Origin of the sequence: Actinokineospora pegani, from assembly GCF_009745975.1 — a bacterium.
GTDB lineage: Bacteria > Actinomycetota > Actinomycetes > Mycobacteriales > Pseudonocardiaceae > Actinokineospora > Actinokineospora pegani.
Window position 1 is genome coordinate 55909 of the sequence record NZ_WHOL01000045.1, and the last position, 17805, is coordinate 73713.

Genomic DNA, 17805 nt, shown 5'->3' on the forward strand with positions numbered 1-17805 from the left:
GGTTCACTCGGCGCCCCCGGCGGGGGTCACGGTCAGCACGGCGCGCGAGTCCGGGCGCAGCGCCTTGGCCGCGGCGGAGACCGCCTCCGGGGTGACCGCGGAGATCCTGGCGGGCAGCTCGTAGACCAGGCCGGGGTCGCCGAACAGCAGCTCGAACGAGCCGAGCGCCAGGGTGCGGCTGACCAGCCGGTCGTGTTCCTTGTGGAGGCTCGCGGCCCAGCGGGCGGTCACCTTCGCCAGCTCCTGCGCCGAGGGCGGGGTCGCGGCCAGCACCTCGAGCTCGGAGTCGAGGGTGGCGAGCACGGTGTCGACCGAGACCTCGGGGGAGTACATCGCGGTCACGGTGAAGGTGTCCGGGTCGCGCGCCTCGAACGGGCCGAACATGCCGCAGCCGGCGCTGACGTCGGTGACGAGCTGGTCGCGGTAGACCATGCGCTGCTGCAACCGTGAGCCGTCACCGTCGGCGAGGACGCCCGCCAGCACCAGGAAGGTGATGTAGCCGTCCATGTCGTCGACCGGGTCCGGGATGCGGTAGCCGATCGCCACCGCGGGCACCGGGGCCAGCTTGTCCTGGATGTCGGCGCGGATCTCCGAGTCCGGGGCGGGCTCGGCGAACGAGGGCCGCTGCGGCCGGGGCCGCTCGGGGACGTCGCCGAAGTGCTTGTCCACCAGCTCGCGCGCGCTGTCGACGGTGAAGTCGCCCGCGACGGTCAGCACCGCGTTGGCCGGGGAGTAGTAGGTGTCGAAGAACGCCGCGCAGTCGGCGACCGACGCCTGCTCCAGGTCCTCGAACCCGCCATAGCCGTTGTGGGCGTTGGGGAAGGTCTTGTAGAGGACCGGCGGCAGGGTGATCCAGGGGAACCCGCCGTAGGGCCGGTTGAGCACGTTGAGGCGGATCTCCTCCTTCACCACGTCGATCTGGTTCTTGAGGTTCTCCTCGGTGATCTTCGGCGCCCGCATCCGGTCGGCCTCGAGGAACAGCGCCCGCTCCAGCGCCGCCGAGGGCAGCACCTCGAAGTAGTCGGTGTAGTCCGGGTGCGTCGACCCGTTGAACGTCCCGCCGGAGGACTGCACGTGCCGGAAGTGCGCCAGCTTCTCCAGGCTCTCGCTGCCCTGGAACATCAGGTGCTCGAAGAGGTGGGCGAAGCCGGTCCGACCCTCGGGCTCGGAGCGGAAGCCCACGTCGTAGTGGACGCTCACGCCGACGACCGGGGAGGTCGTGTCCGGGGCGAGCACCACGCGCAGGCCGTTGGCCAGGGTGTACCTGTGCAGCTCGGAAACGGTCACGGGGGCGAGCCTACGGGAGGGGGCCGAACCTTGGCAGCGGAGCGTGTTCGCCCTGTGGATAACTGCCGGGCCGGGCTGGTGGCCCGGCCCGGCGGCCGGGGTCAGCAGCCGACGCTGAACCGCTCGACCGTGTCGAGCCCGGCCCCGGTCAGCCGCGCGGTGTAGGTCCCGTTCCCGAAGGTCCCCGAGTGCCGCGTCCACTGGTAGACGCCCTCGCCGTCGAACCGGACGGTCTCGGTGAACGCGTCCGTGCCGTCCACGCTGAACTCCCGCTCGCTCGGGTACGGGCCCACGGCGAAGAACCGGGCGGTCACCGAAGAGGTCCCGTCGACGCAGCGGGTCGACACCTGCAGGCCGTCGTCGTCCACCACGACGTCGGCGCAGAAGTCGACCGAGACGCTGGTTCCCCACTCCGAGCCGTCGGAGCCGGTGACGGTGATGTCGTGGTCGCCGCCGCCGACGGCCCCCATCGCGGCGGTCCCGTGGCTCGCGCCGGGGATCGCCACGGCGTGGGTGGCCGACCCGGTCGTCACGGTGTAGACGACCTCCTGGCGGTTCACGTTGTCGATCTCGACCCACAGCAGCGGGTCGGTGCTGACGTCGTCCTTGTCATCGCACTGCGCGTAGGTGCCCAGACCGGGGCGGTTGCCGGTGGAGCAGGAGACGGTGAACTCGCGCACGAGGGGCGCGGTGAGGCCGTCGCCGGTCAGCACCGCCAGGTAGGTGCCGTCGTCCCAGTAGTTCTCGTCGAACCGCTGGAAGACCCCCTTGCCCAGCTCGATCGCCTGGTACGCGGGCGAGCCGTGCACGGCCAGGTCGAACACGCGTTTGCCCTTGGTGGCCGGGTTGGCCACCTCGAAGCCCACCTGGCCCCAGCCGCCGACGCAGGAGACGTCGACGCTGAGCTCGCCCAGCGCCTTGTCCCGCTCGGCGCACGGCCGGACGGTGACGGGCACGCCGTCGGACAGCAGGCCCGCGCCCTCGACCAGCACGGTGTAGGAGCCGACGGGGACCGACCTGAAGGTCACCGTCTCGACGTCGTGGTCCCTGTCGGTCCTGGTCCGCGTGGCGGGCAGCCCGGAGCCGTCCAGGGTCACCATGTGGTGCTCGCCGCCCTCGAGGATGACCCTGACCCCTGATCTGGGGCCGTCGCAGGTGCTCACGACCTGGGTGACCAGGCTCGGCGCGGGAACGCTCTCGGGGATGTCCCAGTCGTCGGCCGCGGCCGTCCCCGCCGCCGCGGACGAGGTGAGGGCAACCGCCGCGACGAGGGCGAGACGGGTCAACGAGCGCACCGGGCCTCCAGAGATCTCGGGTGGGCGGAAAGCTACCCGCGTGCCCAGTCCCGGCGAAAGGCTCAGGAGGCTAACGATTTCCGTTCCCCGCAAGGGGTAACGCCATCCAGATCTCGCGCGATACTCACGCCTTCTCGAACACCCTGTCCAGCCTGGCGACGAAGGCCTGGAACTGCTCAGTGAACCGCGCGTGGTCAGCCGCCACGGCGCCGTCCTGAGTGGCGTACCAGTACATCCCGGCAGTGCCGTCGGCTGAGGAGTCCAGGTCCGCGAACCGGGCCAACCACTGTTGCCCGTCGCCTAGAGCGACCGCATAGGGCAGCGAACGCGAGAAGACGACCTCGCGGTCCGCCACCGGGATGGATTCGGGGTTGACGGTGTTGAGGAACGCGCGCACACCATTCACCTGCTGCGCGAGAGCACTTCCCCGCTTGCTGCGCAACGGCGTCAATCGCCCACCGATCGCCAGACCCAGTCCGGCGATGGCCACCGCCACGCCGATAAGAGCCGCTCCACCGACTAGCGCCAGCACGACAGTCAGCCCGAGACCGAGTAGCAGCAACGCGATGCCCACGATTGTGAGCGCGCCGAGAGCGTTGGGGCGTCGGGAGAACCACTTGTGCGACACGATGTCTCGGTAGACCGCGTCTCGCGCCTTGCCCACGCCCCGGGGTTCCGCGTGCAGTGCGGAGAGGGTCACCAAGTCGGTGTCCCGAGGAAGCAGGAGCTCTAAAACAGCCCGCTCGTAGTCATTGAGGGCGTCGTCGGCGGGGTTGCGGCGCACGAGCTGCCAGTCACCGTCGGTCTCGGTGATCCAGACGTAGTTGCGCACCGCGAGGTCGAGCACGGTCGCGCTGAGGTCGCGGGCGTCCACAGCGCCGTCGACGACCGTTCCCACCTGCCCGGGGAGCACCCCGTCCGGCGAGGCGAAGGCGGTGCGGCCGCCGCTGGTGTCCAGCACCGGCACCGGCTCCGGCTCGGCGGCCAGCGCCTCGGCGTCGCGCGCCCGCGCCCGCCACAGCACGGCGAACCCGGCGAGCAGGAACAACAGCGCCGCGCCCAGCGCGATCCCGCCGGACAGGCCGATCGCGAACGGTGACGGCGGGGCGCCCCGCTCGAACCGCGCGGAGGCGGGAACGGTGCCCGGGGGCAGGTCGGCGGCGAGGTCGACCCTGGCTCCGGCGTCCAAGTTGGACTGGACGACGCGCAGGACGCTGCCCCCGTCGGTCAGCGCCGACTCGCACCTGTCCTCGGTGCCCGCGGCGCCTGCGAGGCAGACGAAGTTGGACCCGCGCTCCGGGGTCAGCAGGGAGCCGCGCAGCAGCACCAGCTTGGTGTCCCACCCGCTCGCGACCTGCCAGCGGAACCGCTGGTGGTCGCCCATGTCCTCGACAGCGCCGTCCACCGTGTACACCACGGTCGAGGCACCCTCGGACAGCTTGATCACCAGCGCGTCGTTCTCGACGGCGACGGACCCGTTGCCCTCCACCCTCGGGTCGCGCACAGCGAAGACGCGGTCCCCGATGCGCAACGGCGCTATCCGCGTCATCGTCCGGTCGGCCTGGACGATGACCTGCTCGCGCACGGTCAGGCTGCCGTCGCGCTCCACCTTGAGCTGCACGTTGACGCTGCGCGGCAGCGGCGGCTGCCCCACCCCCGGCGGCCGCACCGGCCGCCCGCCCGGGTCGGTGGGCGGCGCAGGCACGATCGTCGGCGGCTCGCCCTCGTCCGGCGCGGGCCCCACGCTCGGCACCGGGAACTCGATGCTCGGCGCGTCCGACGGCAGCGGCACCGGGAACGACGGCTGCGCCAATCCGAACCCCGCCACCCCGACAGCAGCGGCCACAGCCCATTTCTCCAACACGGCAGCGAACGATAGCCCAGCCCTCTTATGCTCACGGCGGTTCCGGGAAAACACCCGGACGCGCGTGGGGGGACACGACCGATGAACCAGCCGCCGCAGGGACCGTGGCCCCCCGGGCCGCCCAACCCCTACGGTCACGGACAGCACAACCCCGCTGCTCCCGGCCCGCACCAGCCACCGCGAGGCCGCCCCCCGTACGGCGGGCCACCGGTACCGCCCCCGATGCCCGTAGCCCCGCCGCCCAGGGCGCGGCCGATCCCGATGGCGCCGTACCCCGGTCCATACGGGACCCAGGCCTACCCCGTCCCATACGGCGCACCGCCTGGCTACGGCCCACCCCCCGGCTATCCCCCCGGCCCACCGCACTGGCGCCCGCCGCACCCGCCGCCGCACCCGTCGCACTCAGGCCCGGTGCTCGCCATCATCGTTGTGCTCGCGCTCGTGGCCAGCGTCGGCATCTACGGCTTCAAAGTCGCCACCAAGCGCCCCTCCACCTACGACGTCGGCTACAGCTACCCCACCACCACCAGCAGTTCCTACCCAACGACGACGACTACCAGTACCACCGCGTCACCAACAACCACTACCCGCACCACCAGGCCCGACCAAACCACCACCACCACCACGACAACCCGCAGCCGCACGACCACCACAACGACGCCGCGGGGCCCTCAACCGGTTTACCGCCTCGCCGACAACCCCCTGTTCTCGACGACCAACGGCGTCAGCCAGGTCACCTGCAACCTCCCCGCGTGGCGCTCCGACCCGCAGAGCAGCCAACGGTTCTTCACCGCCGCCCTGCCGTGCATGGAGAAGGCCTGGGCCCCGGCCATGCAGCGCGCGAACCTGCCGTACTTCACCCCCGGACTCAAGTTCCCCCCAGGTACCACCTGGGAGAGCCCTTGCGGCAGTGCGAGCAAGGGCACGTGGGCGGCGTTCTACTGCCCGAAGGACAACACCATCTACATGCCGTTCGAAGGCCTGCAGACCGAGTCGTACGGCGCCAAGTCGGGTGTCTACCTGGCCCTGTTCGCCCACGAGTTCGCCCACCACGTCCAGGAGCTGTCCGGCGTCAACCAGGCCTACTGGAACGCCAGGTACGAGGCAGGCGACCAGACCGCCCTGGGCCTCGAACTCTCCCGCCGCTCCGAACTCCAGGCCCAGTGCTTCGGCGGCATGTGGTTCGCGGGCAGCCGCAACGGCGGCGGTTCCATCACCGACCAGGTGGTCCGCGAGATGCTCCAAGACGGCTACACCCGCGGCGACTGGAAACAAGGAGCCCCGCGCGACCACGGCTCCCCCCAGCACACAGGAGCCTGGCAAGAACACGGCTACAAGAACAACCGCACAGCCCCCTGCAACACCTGGGCGGCAGCCCCCGCCGACGTCTCCTGACACCCACGGTCGCCCGGTCGCACCGACGTCACCGCCCCCGAGCGGTCAGCTCATGATCAGCGCGCCGCCGAGTCCCGGACGTTGAGCGCCCAGGCGACCAACGGCCACTGCAGCGGCAACCGTCCGTAGGCGACGGCCTTGGCGGGCAGCGGCCTGCCCTTGCGCTGGTAGTCGACGGCCATCTTCACGTTGCCCGGGAAGACGGCGACGAACAGCAGGGCCGCGAGCAGCCCACCCAGCCTGCGCGTCCTCGGCAGCGCCACGGCCAACGCCACAGTGGCCTCGGCGACACCGGAGAGCTGCGTCCACAGCCGCTTGCTGCCCGGCAACTGGCGGGGCACGAGCGAGTCGAACTGCTTCGGAATGACGAAATGGAGGGTTCCCGCGGTGCCCAGCAGCAAGGCGAGCGCGATAGCGCGCCGGGAATCAGTCATGGCCATCCGCACACCCTGCCACGGACAAACCGCCAGCCGACGGATGAATCTCACCACAGGAATGAGCCTCACCACACACGGCTCAGGACCTGCGGTTAACCTTCCGCGCGTGAGCCGAAGCGCACAGGGGCGACAATGAAGATCCGGACCAGGCGTGTGTTCGACACCCTCAACGACCGGACCAAGCACGACCTGGTCGGCGTCATCAAGATGCCCGAGAGCAGCGTCAGCCCGATCGCCTCGATCCTGCGGCGGGTGCTGTGGGCCGTCATGGCCCTGTTCGTGGCCGTGGCGATCGTCTACCTCGACCGCGACGGGTACCGCGACGCCAACAACGACGGCATCTCCCTCCTCGACGCCATCTACTACGCCACCGTCTCGCTCTCGACCACCGGCTACGGCGACATCACCCCGGCCAGCGACTCGGCCCGGCTGATCAACGTCCTGGTGATCACCCCCCTGCGCATCCTGTTCCTGATCATCCTGGTCGGCACCACCCTCGCGGTGCTGACCGAGCGCTCCCGGCAAGCTTTCAAGATCCAACGGTGGAGGTCGAAGGTGCGCGACCACGTGGTCGTCGTCGGGTACGGGACCAAGGGCCGCTCCGCGGTCAGCGCTGTCCTGTCCGACGGTGTCGAACCCAGCCGGATCGTCGTGGTCGACACCGACCAGACCATGCTGGACGCGGCGTCCATGCTCGGCCTGGTCACCGTCCACGGCTCCGGCACCCGCTCCGACGTCCTGCGCGTCGCGGGCGTCTCCCGGGCCAAGTCGGTGGTCGTCGCCGCCAGCCGCGACGACTCGGCCGTGCTGATCACGCTGACCGCCCGCGAACTGGCCCCCAACGCCCAGATCGTCGCCGCGGTCCGCGAGACCGAGAACGTCCACCTGCTCCGCCAGTCCGGCGCGAACCAGGTCGTGGTGTCCAGCGAGACGGCAGGCCGCCTCCTCGGCATGGCCACCCACACCCCGACCGTGGTCGACATGGTCGAGGACCTGATCACCCCCGACGAGGGCCTGGCCATCTCCGAACGAGAGGTCGAGATCTCCGAGGTCGGCGGCTCCCCCCGCCACCTACCCGACCTCGTCCTGGGCCTGGTCCGCGCAGGCACCCTCCACCGAGTCGACTCACCGGAGGCCGACGCGATCGAGGCGGGCGACCGCCTCCTCTACATCCGCAAGGTCACCCCCGCCAGCGAGTAGACCGCCCCACAGAGCACCGCCTCCCCGCGAGCGAACCTGCCGCGGACTCCGAACAGCCGAACCCAGTGCGCCTTCTGGCCCTCACCCCCGACTTCACCTCGGCCCCTTCCCCCGTCTGCGACCATCGATAAGGTGCGCGCCCCGCTTGCCTTCACAGAGCCGATGGTCAGGTCGGTGGCGGTCGCGGCGTTCAGCGTTCTGGTCTCCTTCCTGTTAGCGATGGCGGGAGCCCTCGGCCACTGGTCCACCTCGACCGCGGGACCGCTGACGGCCTCTGCCACCGTCGTGGTGGGCTCCCCTTGTTCCTCCCCGTCCCCTGAGCAGGTCCGCTTCGACGACGAAGGCACCGAGCGCACGGTCCCCCTCGACGCCTGCGGCCACGCGGAGGGCGAGATCGTGGAGATCTCCATCGGTTCCAACGAGACGGCCCACCTGGTCACCGCGAACGTCGGCACCACCTTCGACGCCCGCCCGATCGGCGTGGTCCTGATGATCTGCGCGGGCATCGCAGGCGCCGCCGCAGCCGACTTCCTGCGACGCCCCCGCCCTAAGCCGGGCCGGGAACGGACCTCAGCAGCGCTCTCAGCCCGTCCAGGTCGAGCAGGTCGGCCGGGCTGAGCGTGTGGTCGTGCCGCACGTAGTGGAAGGCGGCCCGCACCCGCTCCGGCCCCACCCCCGCCAACGCCGCCCACGCCAGCCGGTACGCCGCGAGCTGCACGGTCAGCGCGGGTAACCGTTCAGCCTCGGGCACCCGCCCTGTCTTCCAGTCGACCACCGTCCACCCCCCATCCGGATCCGCGAACACGGCGTCCATCCGCCCCCGCACACTGATCCCGTCGAGCTCGGTCGAGAAGGAGACTTCGACTTGGTGAGGTGTCCGGTCCGCCCACGCGCTGCGCAAGAACGCCTCCCGGAGCTGGTCGAGGTCCTCATCCGGCGCAGCGTCGTCATCGGCTGCCCCTGGCAGCTCGTCGAGGTCGAGCAGCGCCCGGGAACCGAACCGGTGCTCCAACCAGGTGTGAAAGGCGGTGCCCCGCCGCGCGGTCGGATTGGGCGGGAACGGCAGTGGTCGTCGCAACCGACGAGCCAGCGCCTCCGGGTCATCGGCCAGCTCGACCAGCTGACTGACCGAAAGATGCTCGGGCAAGACCACCTCCTCTCGCCGCGACGCCGCCGCCGCGCGCTCGGCAAGCAGCACATCGGTGTCGCGCACCCACCCATCCAGGTCGGCCACTTCCTGCTGTGGCTCCTCCCCCGCGCGCAGCGCCGCCAACTCGGCCCGAACCAGCGCCGCACCAGCCGCGACATCGATCCGCCGGCCACCCAGCGGGTCTACCGGCCAAGTCGCGTCCTTGGACGCCGCGGCCAGTGGGTTCTCAGCCTCCGGTTCAGGCTCGGGTTCCCACACATCGACCACCCCGGACACCCACTCGCGCCCACCGACGTACTCGTTCAGCTCGGTGAGGAAGTCCGACGGCCCGCGAGGTTTGCCGCCTGTCCTCCCCCACCAGTGCCCACTGACGAACAGAGTCCGTTCCGACCGCGTCAACGCGACGTAGAACAGCCGTCGTTCCTCGATGAGTCCTCGCTCCGCGAACTCCTGCTTGTGCACCTCCAGTAGCTGCTGCACCTCCTTGCGGTTGGCGGCCCCCTCCAACCGCAGCACCGGAAGGTCCTGGGCGTCACCACGCAGGGAAGGGGGCAGCTCGGTGACGTTCGTCAGCCAACTCCCCCCACGCTTGGCGCTGGGGAACACGTCCTTGACCAGGTGCGGAACCGCCACCACCTCCCATTCGAGGCCCTTCGCCGAGTGCACGGTGAGGATCTGCACCCGGTCCTCTGCGACCTCTACTTCCCCGGGCTCCAGCCCATCTTCGGCCGCCTCCGCGGTGGCGAGGTAGTCCAGGAGCGCGGCGAGACTCGCCGCCGGGCTGGCCCGCGCGTAGTCCGAGACCACATCAGCGAACGCGTCGAGATGCGCCCGCCCGGCCCCGCCCCTGCGCGCGGCTGCCTCGATGTCGAGCCGCATGGTCCGCTCGACATCGGCGACGAGCTCCGGCAGTGGCTGGTCCAACCGTCGACGAAGCTGGGTCAACTCACGACCCAGAGCGCGAACCCGCGCGAACCCCGACTCCGAATAGGCCTCCGCCGATCCCGGGTCATCGATCGCGTCGACCAGCCCAGCCTGCTCGGTCCCCTCCCCCTGCACCGTGTCGAGCGCACCCTCCACCTCCGGGGTCACCGCGTACGCCCCGGCGAGCACCTTGGCTCGCTGCCACAACGCCGCCAGGTCAGCGGCCCCGACCCGCCACCGCGATCCGGTCAGCAGGCGAGCCGCCGCAGTTCCGGCGAGCGGGTCGATGAGCACCCGCAGCGCGCTGACGAGGTCCCGCACCTCGGGCTCGTCCAACAACCCGCCAAGCCCCACGACCTCCACCGGCAGCCCACGCGCACGCAGCGCGGCAGCGATGTCAGCCATGTCCGAGCGACGCCGCACCAGCACAGCCGCGGTCGGCGGGGCGCCGCGCTCGTCACAGACGGTCTTCCACCGGTCGGCCACCCGGTCCGCCACCCACGCGACCTCCGCCTCCACATCGGACAGCAGCGCGAACTTGATGTCGCCAGGGTTGGCGCCATCCCTGGCGCGCAGCTCGTCGACGTCCAACCCGGCCGCCCGCAGCGGCTCGGACACCGCGTTGGCCAGGTCGAGCACCTCCTCCGGGTTGCGGAAGCTGGTCAGCAAGCCGTATTTGGCCGCGGGAGCGAGCCCATCCCCCCTCTGCCTGGGGAAGTCCGTCGTGAACCGGGGCAGGTTGGCCGCGCTGGCGCCACGCCACCCGTAGATGGCCTGCGCCGGGTCGCCCACGGCGGTCACCGGCATCGGCTCGGCGCCCGGGTGCTCGCGAGAGGACCCGAACAACGACCTCAGTAGCACTCGCTGCGAGTGCCCGGTGTCCTGGTACTCGTCGAGCAGGACCGCGCCATAGCGCTCCCGCTCCCCCGCCACCACCTCGTCGTGCCCGGCCGCCAGCCGAGCGGCCAACGACATCTGGTCACCGAAGTCGACAGCGCCCTCCTTCCGCTTGAGCGCGGCGTAACCGGCCACCAGCGGCAGCAGTGCGATGCGGAACCGTTGAGCCACCACGATCTTGCGCAGGTCCTGCGAGATCTCCGCGCGCTGCCCCTTGGCCCTGGGAGCGGTCTCGATCGCCGAACACACCGCTTCGGCGTGCTGGGCGAGCGATTCCGGGTTGACGAGGTGCTCAGCGAGCTCCCCCGCCAGGGACAACAGGTGCTGCGTGACTGTGGCGGGGACGTAGTCGGTTTCCAGATCAGTCGCCCACCCGGCCACGACACGGTGCGCCACCTGCCACGCCGAAGTCTCGGTCAGCAGCCGGGCGCCTGGCTCGACCGGCAGCCGCAGGCCGTGCTCGGCCACCAGCCTGCCCGCGTAGGCGTGGTAGGTCAGCACGGTCGGCTCACCCGCGTAGACCGCCGCCCGACGATCCCCGGACGGGTCGAGCCGGTCCAGCAGCCGCGACCCCGCGAGCCTGCGGAGCCGGGCACGGACACGGTCGGCCAGCTGGCGAGCCGCCTTGCGGGTGAAGGTCAGGCCCAGCACCCGCTCCGGGGTCACCAAGCCGTTGGCCACCAACCACACCACACGACCGGCCATCGTCTCCGTCTTGCCCGCGCCCGCGCCCGCGACGACCAGCGACGGCTCCGGGGGCGCCGCGATGACCCGCGCCTGCTCGTCGGTCGGCGCGGGCAGGCCGAGCTCCTCGGCGAGTTCGCGGGGGCCAACGAGGGCGGGACCGGGAAGCAGTGAGCTCATGGCCTGCTCACAGCACGGATTTGGTTCATGGCAGCCAATCTACCGTCGGACACCGACAATTCCGACCGTTCTCGGCTTCGATCACCTGTTCGAGTGGATATCCATTCTGATCCTTTCGCTTGGTCGGCCAGTCGGCGTACCAAGGAAGGAGCGAGGCCAGCGAGACGGCCGAAATCGTTGCAAGCAAGGGTGATTGAACTGAAGGCGAGGTGATGGAGATGGCAGAGCGATGTCGGAGGAAGCGGCTGCTGGATATCCAGCAGATCCGCGGGCTACTCCGTCACCTGACGTCCACTGGGGTGCAGTGGGCACGCGGTGCGCACTGGGCAGCGTGGGCAATCCGGGTTCTCGAACGCCTGGTACTCCGGTCCGACGGTGGCGGCCGCGGCGTCGCGCACGATGGCGCGCCAACGGTCCAGGACCTCACCCGCGACCGGGTCCTGGTTGCGCTCGGTCGCAGCCGTCTTGGCGTTGGCCTTGGCCACGTACAACAGCCGTGCGCCACCAGGTTCACGCCCGTGCTCGGCGAAGGCCCCGTAGGTGACGGCCAACTGGTAGACGGCGAGCTGGGGGTGCTCGGCCGCGTCAGCGGCGCTGATCGGCGACTTGCCGGTCTTGATGTCGATGATGACCGGGCGCCCGTCGGTGTCGACCTCGACGCGGTCGACTCGGCCGCGCACGGTGATCCCGTCCGAGAGCTCGACCGAGATGTCGTGCTCGACACCCACTTGCGTCAGCTCGGACCGGGTGGCGTGCAGCCAGGTCAGGAATGTGTCGACCATCCCCCGCACCCGCTGTCGTTCCCGCTTGGAGAACCACGGGGCTCCAGCATCCACTCGCGACCACGCCTGGTCGAGTTCGGCCATGAGGTCTTCGCGCGGAACGCCAGAAGCCGCCGCTTGGGCGAGAGCGTGCACCAGGGTCCCGGTGATGGCGGCGAGCTCGGCGGGGTCCTGCCCGCCATGCCGCTCGACCAGCCAGCGCAACGGGCACTTGGCCAAGATCTCGATGGTCGACGGGGAGACCGTGAGCGGGGTCCCGGCGTCGCGCAGCGGGGCGATGGTGGACATGTCGGCCAACCCGTACCAGTCATCCGGGTTCGCGCCGGGCACGCCAGCGGCAGCGAGCCGGGCGAGTTGGCGCGCGGCCTGCTCCCGGCGGGCGATGTCGGCGGCGCCGTCGCACACGACCTGGCGGAGCTCGCCCACGAGGTCGGCCAGCACGAGCGCGCGCTGTGTCTCGGCCATCGGCACGACCTCCTCGGCCGCGTCGGACTCGGCGGCCCCAGCCAGCTCGGCCAGGAAACGGGAAGGTTGCTCGTCCTCACCCCGCACGGCGCTCACCAGGAGTTTCGCCTTGGCGCGGGAGGCAGCGACAAGCAGGAGTCTGCGTTCCTCGGCCAGCAGGGGGGCCGTCGCCGAGAGGCGGTCGGCGGCTTCCATGCCCGCCAGGTTGTCGACGAGGCGTTCGACGCCCAGGAGCGAGCCACGCAGCCGGAGGTCGGGCCACGCGCCCTCCTGGACCCCCGGCACGGCGACGACTGTCCATTCACGACCAGTGGCGGCGTGCGCGGTCAGCACGGCCACGGCATCCCCTTGCGGGGCCGAGGGTGCGAGGGTGTCGCCCGCGATGCGCAGACCGATGAGCTGGTCGGCGAAAGCCGCGACGCTCGCGCCGGGCAACCGCTCGGTGTAGCGCTCGGCCGCGTGGAACAGCCGCACGACGGCGTCGAGGTCGCGGTCGGCCTGGGCGCCAACCGGGCCGCCGCGTCCCGCGATGGCCACCCACCGGGATTCCAAGCGGCTGTGCTGCCAGACGTCCCAGAGGATCTGCTCGACGGAGAGGCCCTCCTTCACCCCTCTGCGGGCCGTGGACAGCAGCCCCCACACCCTGCGGACCGGTCCGGCCTCGGCGTCGCCGAGGGCCGAGAGGCGGTCAGCGTCACGCAGCACATCCACGATCAACTCATCGCTGGGTTTGTCACCGCCCGCGGCGATCTCCAGCCTGCGCAGGCCTCGGCGCAGCCTGCGCAGCGCCAGGGGGTCGGCTCCGCCGAGGTGGGACGACAAGAGCATCTCCGCCATCGCGGTGTCGAGCACAGCGGGTTCCGCAGCACAGCGCAGCAGCCCGAGGAAGGGCCGGATGGCGGGTTGCTGGGCGAGCGGCAACTCCTCGCCTGGGGCGGCGACGGGGACCCCGGCAGCGGCGAGGGCTCGGTGCAGGACAGGAATCGATCGGGTGGCCGAGCGGACCACGACAGCCATGTCTGCCCACGGGACGTCTTCGAGCAGGTGGGCGCGGCGGAGCTGGTCGGCGATCCAGGCGGCCTCGGCGGCGATCGAGGGGTGCAGGCGCACGGTGACCGTGCCGCCCTTGTCCTTGAGCTTGTCGACGCGGCGGGCGCCTGCGCCGGGGAGCCGGGCGGCCAAGTGCGACACCGCGCGCCGCACGGTGGGCGACATGCGGTGGCCGCGGTCGAGGACGACGGTCCCACCGTCGGGTTCAGCGTCGCGCAGAAGGCGGGGGTCAGCGCCGCGGAAGGAGAACACGGCCTGGTCGGGATCACCTGCGACGACGAACTCCTTGGCGGAGCGCCCGAGGCTGGTCAGCAAGCGGTACTGGAGGGGGTCGAGGTGCTGGGCGTCGTCGACGAGCAGGTAGCGGACCCTGGTGCGTTCGGCCGTGAGCAGAGTGTCGTCGGTGTCGAAGGCGAGGACGGCGGAGGACACCAACTCGGCGGCGTCGAGCGCGGGGGAGGTCGTGAAGGCGAGCGCGCTGTCCGCGCGACCTTGCAGGAGCATGACCTGCTCGTACTGGCGGCCGAACATGCCTGCCGCGACCCACTCGTCGCGCTTCTGGGAACGGCCGAGGCTGATGAGGTCCTCCGGGCCCAGGCCGCGCTCGGCCGCCCGCAGGATCAGGTCGCGCAGTTCCTCGGCGAACCCGGCGACGGACAGGGCCGGACGCAGACGCTCCGGCCAGCGGTGCGCGCCGAACTCGATATCCCCCTCAAGCAGTTCGCGGAAGACCGCGTCCTGTTCCGGGCCGGAGAGCAGGCGGGGGCCGGGCTCATCGCGGCGGACCGCGTGCTGGCGCAGCACGCCGAACGCGTAGGAGTGCACGGTGCGGACCAGGGGTTCGCGAACGGTGCGCAGGTCGGCGTCTGGATCGTGCTCGGTGAGCAGGCGGGTGATGCGGGTGCGCAGGTCAACCGCGGCACGGCGGTTCGCGGTGAGCACCATCAACTGCTCGGGGTCGACGCCACCGCGCAGGACTCGGTGAGCGGCGAGCTCGGCGAGCAGAGAGGTCTTGCCCGTGCCTGGGCCGCCGAGCACGCGGACGAAGCCGTCGGTGCCCGCCAGGACTCGGCGGGCGTCGTCGTCCCACTGGGACGGCGGCCGGGGCGCCGCCGGTCTGCGGACCAGGCGCGGCGCGAGCGGGGACTTCCCTGCGGCCATCCGCCGATTGGACCATGGCGGGCCGAGGGGGCCTGCGGCGGCACGCGGGTTCGGGGACAGGCGGGGGCGGCAGGCTGCGATGATGCGCGCCATGTCCGCCAACCTGACCATCCACAGCTCCGGCACGGACGACGGGCCGCCGGTCCTGGTCGTGCACGGTGTCTGCGGGCACGGGCGCCGCTTCGAGTCGTTCACGGTGGCCGAGCTGCCGGGGTTCCGGGTGCACGCGCCGGACCTGCGGGGGCACGGGCACGCTCCCCGAGTGCCGCCGTGGACGGTGGAACAGCACGCCGACGACCTGCTCTCGGTGCTCGACGAGCTCGGTCTGTGGTCGGTGCCGGTGGTGGCGCACTCCTTCGGAGCGCTGGTCGCGCTGCGCTTGGCCGAGGTGGCGCCGGACCGGGTGGAGCGGCTGGCGCTGCTCGACCCGGCCACTGGGATCGACCCCGGCCAGGCGCTGGTGTGGGCCGAGACGTCGGTGGTGGTGCGCGAGACCCGTGCGGACGCGGTCGGCACGCAGCGGTTCGATTGGCCGAGTGCGAGCGACGAGGCGGTGGAGCGCGAGGTCGACCTGAACTGGGTCGAGGACGACGACGGTAAGTGGCGGCCACGCTACAGCCCGGCGGCCGTGGCCGCGGCGTGGAGCGAGATGTGCAGGCCTGTTCCGCTGCCGCCGCCGGGGACGCCCACCTTGGTGGTGCGGGCGAGTCGGGAGGACTTCGTCGGTGAGCAGTTCCGGGCGGCCTGCTCGGCGTTGGAATCGTTCCGCTACGCCGAGCTGGACTCGGGGCACATGCTGCACATCGACGCCCCGGCGGCACTCGGGGAGCTGCTGAGGGAGTTCTTGCGGTGAACGAGGAGACGCATGAGCTGATCCGGGAGATGGTGCGGTCGGTGCCCCGGGGGCGGGTGGCGACCTACGGCGACATCGCGGCGCGCGCCGGGGCGTCGACACCGCGTCTGGTGGGGCGGGTCCTGTCCGAGGACGGGCACGACCTGCCTTGGCACCGCGTCCTCCGGGCGAGCGGGCGGCCTGTGGAGCACATCGCGCGCGAGCAGTTGGGACTGCTTCGGGCGGAGGGTGTGTTGGCCGACGGGGATCGAGTTGATCTCCGCAAGTACAGGTGGGTGGACTGACGGCCGGTGTCGTGGGCCGCCCGCTGCCCAGGAGGTGGGACTAGCAGGGAGAAAGGTGGTCCGAAAGTCGGAACGGACCTCTGCGAGAGGCTAAGAGCGCCTGCCCGCCGAGGGGTCGAGGCCGAGCATCTCCAGCAGGACGCTGCAGTCCTGGGCGTCCCAGGCGTGGTCGGCGACCGTGCGAGCCGCACGGCTGCACTGCTCGGCGTTGTGCTGGAGTTCGATCTCCTTGGCGGCGGCGATGCGGCCAGTGACAGGAGCCTCGTGGGCGAGCGTCATCGGGTGTGTCACCTTCTGCGTCAGGAAGCGAACCGCCGGGTGAAGTGGCGCGTGATCGCGCTCTGGTGCTTCCCGGGGCGGTCCTTGGTGGTGTGCATTCACTCTTTCAGTCGCATTTCGAAGCCACAAGGGTCCGAACGGTTGCATTCTGTTACGGCGAAGCTAAGTCACTCAGTGCGGTCGAATAGATACAGCGTCCCTGGCTCACGGGGCACCGTTGGTGGGAGAGGATGCGGCAGGACCGCGAAGTGTTCCGAGCCTGTTGGAGGAGATGACATGACACCGTGGCACGAGCAGGATGTTCCCGAGCTTCCTGGCACGGTCGCGGTGGTGACCGGGGCCAACGTGGGGTTGGGACTCCAGACTACGCGGGTGCTCGCGCAACGGGGCGCGCACGTCGTCATGGCGTGCCGCGACCAGCGCAAAGCGGTGACGGCGCGGGACTCGCTGGTCGACGCGGGCGTGGACGGCGGGCAGTTGGAGTTGGCCGAGTTGGACCTGGCCGACCAGGGGTCGGTGGAGCGGTTCGCGGGGTCGTTCGGGCACGAACGGCTCGATCTGCTGATCAACAACGCCGGGCTGATGGCGGTGGCGCAGTCGACGACCGTTGACGGGTTCGAGACGCAGTTCGGGGTCAACCACCTCGGGCACATGGCGCTGACGCTGCGGTTGCTCCCCCTGCTGAACGCCACCGGGGGTGCCAGGGTGGTGACGGTGACGAGCGTGGCACACCGGCCGGGAAAGATCCGGCTGGACGACCCGAACTTCACCGCGGGCCGGTACGGGCGGTGGCGCGCCTACTTCCAGTCCAAGCTGGCGAACCTCCTGTTCACCGGCGAACTGGGCCGCAGGCTCACCGCTGCGGGGGAGGCGACGCTATCAACAGCGGCACACCCCGGGTACGCGTTCACCGAACTGGGCAAGGACGACGACCGGATCTTCGCCAAGGTCACCGCCATGGTCAACCGGTTCGCGGGCCAGCCCGCCCAGTTCGGGGCCCTCCCGACACTGCGTGCGGCGACGGACCCGGACGCGTTCCAAGGAGCGCTGTACGGGCCGCACCGGATCACGTTCGGGCCCGCGGTCCCCGAGGTGCCCAGCGCGACGGCGCGGGACACCGAGCTGGCGGGCAGGCTGTGGGAGCTGTCGCTGTCGCTGCTGGCCCCGTGGAAGGTGCCCTTCCCAGCCTGACCCGACCCACCAGACCCGACCCACCAGACCCACGCTGACTCAAGTCAGCTCGCCCGCCCCAACCCGAGCTGACACGACTCGCCCCGGACGAAGCCGATGCCAGCTCGCCCTGCCCGCCCGACCGACCCGGCTAGCCCGGTTGGCCTGGCACGGCTGCCCGCTCGGCGAGGCTGGCCCGGCTCAACCGGGCTGACCCACCTCCCGGTCGGGCTGACCCAGCCCGACCGGGCGCGCCCACCGCAACCAGGCTGGCCCAGCGAACGGGCTGATCCACCTCGCGGGCACCCACCTCGACCAGGTTGGCCCGGTTCACGAACTGGCCACCTCAACCGGGCTGACCCAGCAAGCGGGCCGACCACCTCAACCGGGCTGACCCAGCAAGCGGGCCGACCACCTCAACCGGGCTGACCCAGCAAGCGGGCCGACC

At 71.0% G+C, this 17805-nt stretch carries 13 protein-coding genes; 6 read left to right on the forward strand and 7 right to left on the reverse strand.

Going from position 1 to position 17805, the window contains the following annotated elements; genetic code table 11:
- Window positions 1–3 precede the first annotated feature (3 nt).
- The 3 genes from GCL84_RS03860 to GCL84_RS03870 all read right to left on the reverse strand — a co-directional run bounded on the left by GCL84_RS03860 (window position 4) and on the right by GCL84_RS03870 (window position 4446).
- On the reverse strand, window positions 4–1287 hold the full coding sequence (locus tag GCL84_RS03860; protein ID WP_156753937.1) for a M16 family metallopeptidase: 1284 nt from the start codon (window positions 1285–1287) through the stop codon (window positions 4–6).
- 101 nt (window positions 1288–1388) lie between these two features.
- On the reverse strand, window positions 1389–2582 hold the full coding sequence (locus GCL84_RS03865; RefSeq protein ID WP_156753938.1) for a peptidase associated/transthyretin-like domain-containing protein: 1194 nt from the start codon (window positions 2580–2582) through the stop codon (window positions 1389–1391).
- A 124-nt stretch (window positions 2583–2706) separates the two neighbouring features.
- A complete protein-coding gene (locus GCL84_RS03870) occupies window positions 2707–4446 on the reverse strand; it encodes a DUF2207 domain-containing protein (protein ID WP_197523002.1) in 1740 nt (579 codons plus the stop codon).
- A gap of 411 nt (window positions 4447–4857) precedes the next feature.
- On the opposite strand from GCL84_RS03870, the gene GCL84_RS29130 reads away from it, so the two are divergent.
- A complete protein-coding gene (locus GCL84_RS29130) occupies window positions 4858–5841 on the forward strand; it encodes a neutral zinc metallopeptidase (protein ID WP_197523003.1) in 984 nt (327 codons plus the stop codon).
- Between the two features lie 56 nt (window positions 5842–5897).
- On the opposite strand, the gene GCL84_RS03880 is transcribed toward GCL84_RS29130, so the two are convergent.
- Window positions 5898–6281 (reverse strand): DoxX family protein, encoded by a 384-nt coding sequence (locus tag GCL84_RS03880; protein ID WP_197523004.1) that lies wholly within the window; start codon window positions 6279–6281, stop codon window positions 5898–5900.
- A gap of 129 nt (window positions 6282–6410) precedes the next feature.
- Between GCL84_RS03880 and GCL84_RS03885 the strand changes: the two genes are divergently transcribed.
- Together GCL84_RS03885 and GCL84_RS03890 are read left to right on the forward strand one after the other, a co-directional pair.
- The gene (locus GCL84_RS03885; RefSeq protein WP_156753941.1) at window positions 6411–7478 is read left to right on the forward strand and encodes a potassium channel family protein; all 1068 of its coding nucleotides are present in this window, start codon (window positions 6411–6413) and stop codon (window positions 7476–7478) included.
- A 132-nt stretch (window positions 7479–7610) separates the two neighbouring features.
- Window positions 7611–8096, forward strand: a complete 486-nt coding sequence (locus GCL84_RS03890; protein ID WP_156753942.1) for a hypothetical protein — start codon at window positions 7611–7613, stop codon at window positions 8094–8096.
- On the opposite strand, the gene GCL84_RS03895 is transcribed toward GCL84_RS03890, so the two are convergent.
- Both GCL84_RS03895 and GCL84_RS03900 read right to left on the reverse strand, forming a co-directional pair.
- Window positions 8026–11313, reverse strand: coding sequence for an ATP-dependent helicase (locus tag GCL84_RS03895; protein ID WP_156753943.1), 3288 nt, complete (start codon window positions 11311–11313; stop codon window positions 8026–8028). The genes GCL84_RS03890 and GCL84_RS03895 overlap by 71 nt on opposite strands.
- A gap of 272 nt (window positions 11314–11585) precedes the next feature.
- Window positions 11586–14771, reverse strand: coding sequence for an ATP-dependent helicase (locus tag GCL84_RS03900; protein WP_156753944.1), 3186 nt, complete (start codon window positions 14769–14771; stop codon window positions 11586–11588).
- 91 nt (window positions 14772–14862) lie between these two features.
- Here GCL84_RS03900 and GCL84_RS03905 point away from each other — a divergent pair, with 91 nt between their 5' ends.
- Both GCL84_RS03905 and GCL84_RS03910 read left to right on the forward strand, forming a co-directional pair.
- Window positions 14863–15624 carry an alpha/beta fold hydrolase gene (locus GCL84_RS03905; protein WP_197523005.1) on the forward strand — a complete coding sequence of 254 codons (762 nt, stop codon included), beginning with the start codon at window positions 14863–14865 and terminating at the stop codon, window positions 15622–15624.
- The gene (locus tag GCL84_RS03910; RefSeq protein WP_197523006.1) at window positions 15621–15908 is read left to right on the forward strand and encodes an MGMT family protein; all 288 of its coding nucleotides are present in this window, start codon (window positions 15621–15623) and stop codon (window positions 15906–15908) included. Before GCL84_RS03905 ends, GCL84_RS03910 begins: the two co-directional genes overlap by 4 nt.
- 90 nt (window positions 15909–15998) lie before the next feature.
- On the opposite strand, the gene GCL84_RS03915 is transcribed toward GCL84_RS03910, so the two are convergent.
- Complete coding sequence (locus GCL84_RS03915) at window positions 15999–16187, reverse strand: hypothetical protein (protein ID WP_156753946.1); 189 nt, start codon at window positions 16185–16187, stop codon at window positions 15999–16001.
- Between the two features lie 276 nt (window positions 16188–16463).
- On the opposite strand from GCL84_RS03915, the gene GCL84_RS03920 reads away from it, so the two are divergent.
- Window positions 16464–17378, forward strand: a complete 915-nt coding sequence (locus tag GCL84_RS03920) for an oxidoreductase (protein WP_156753947.1) — start codon at window positions 16464–16466, stop codon at window positions 17376–17378.
- Window positions 17379–17805 lie beyond the last annotated feature (427 nt).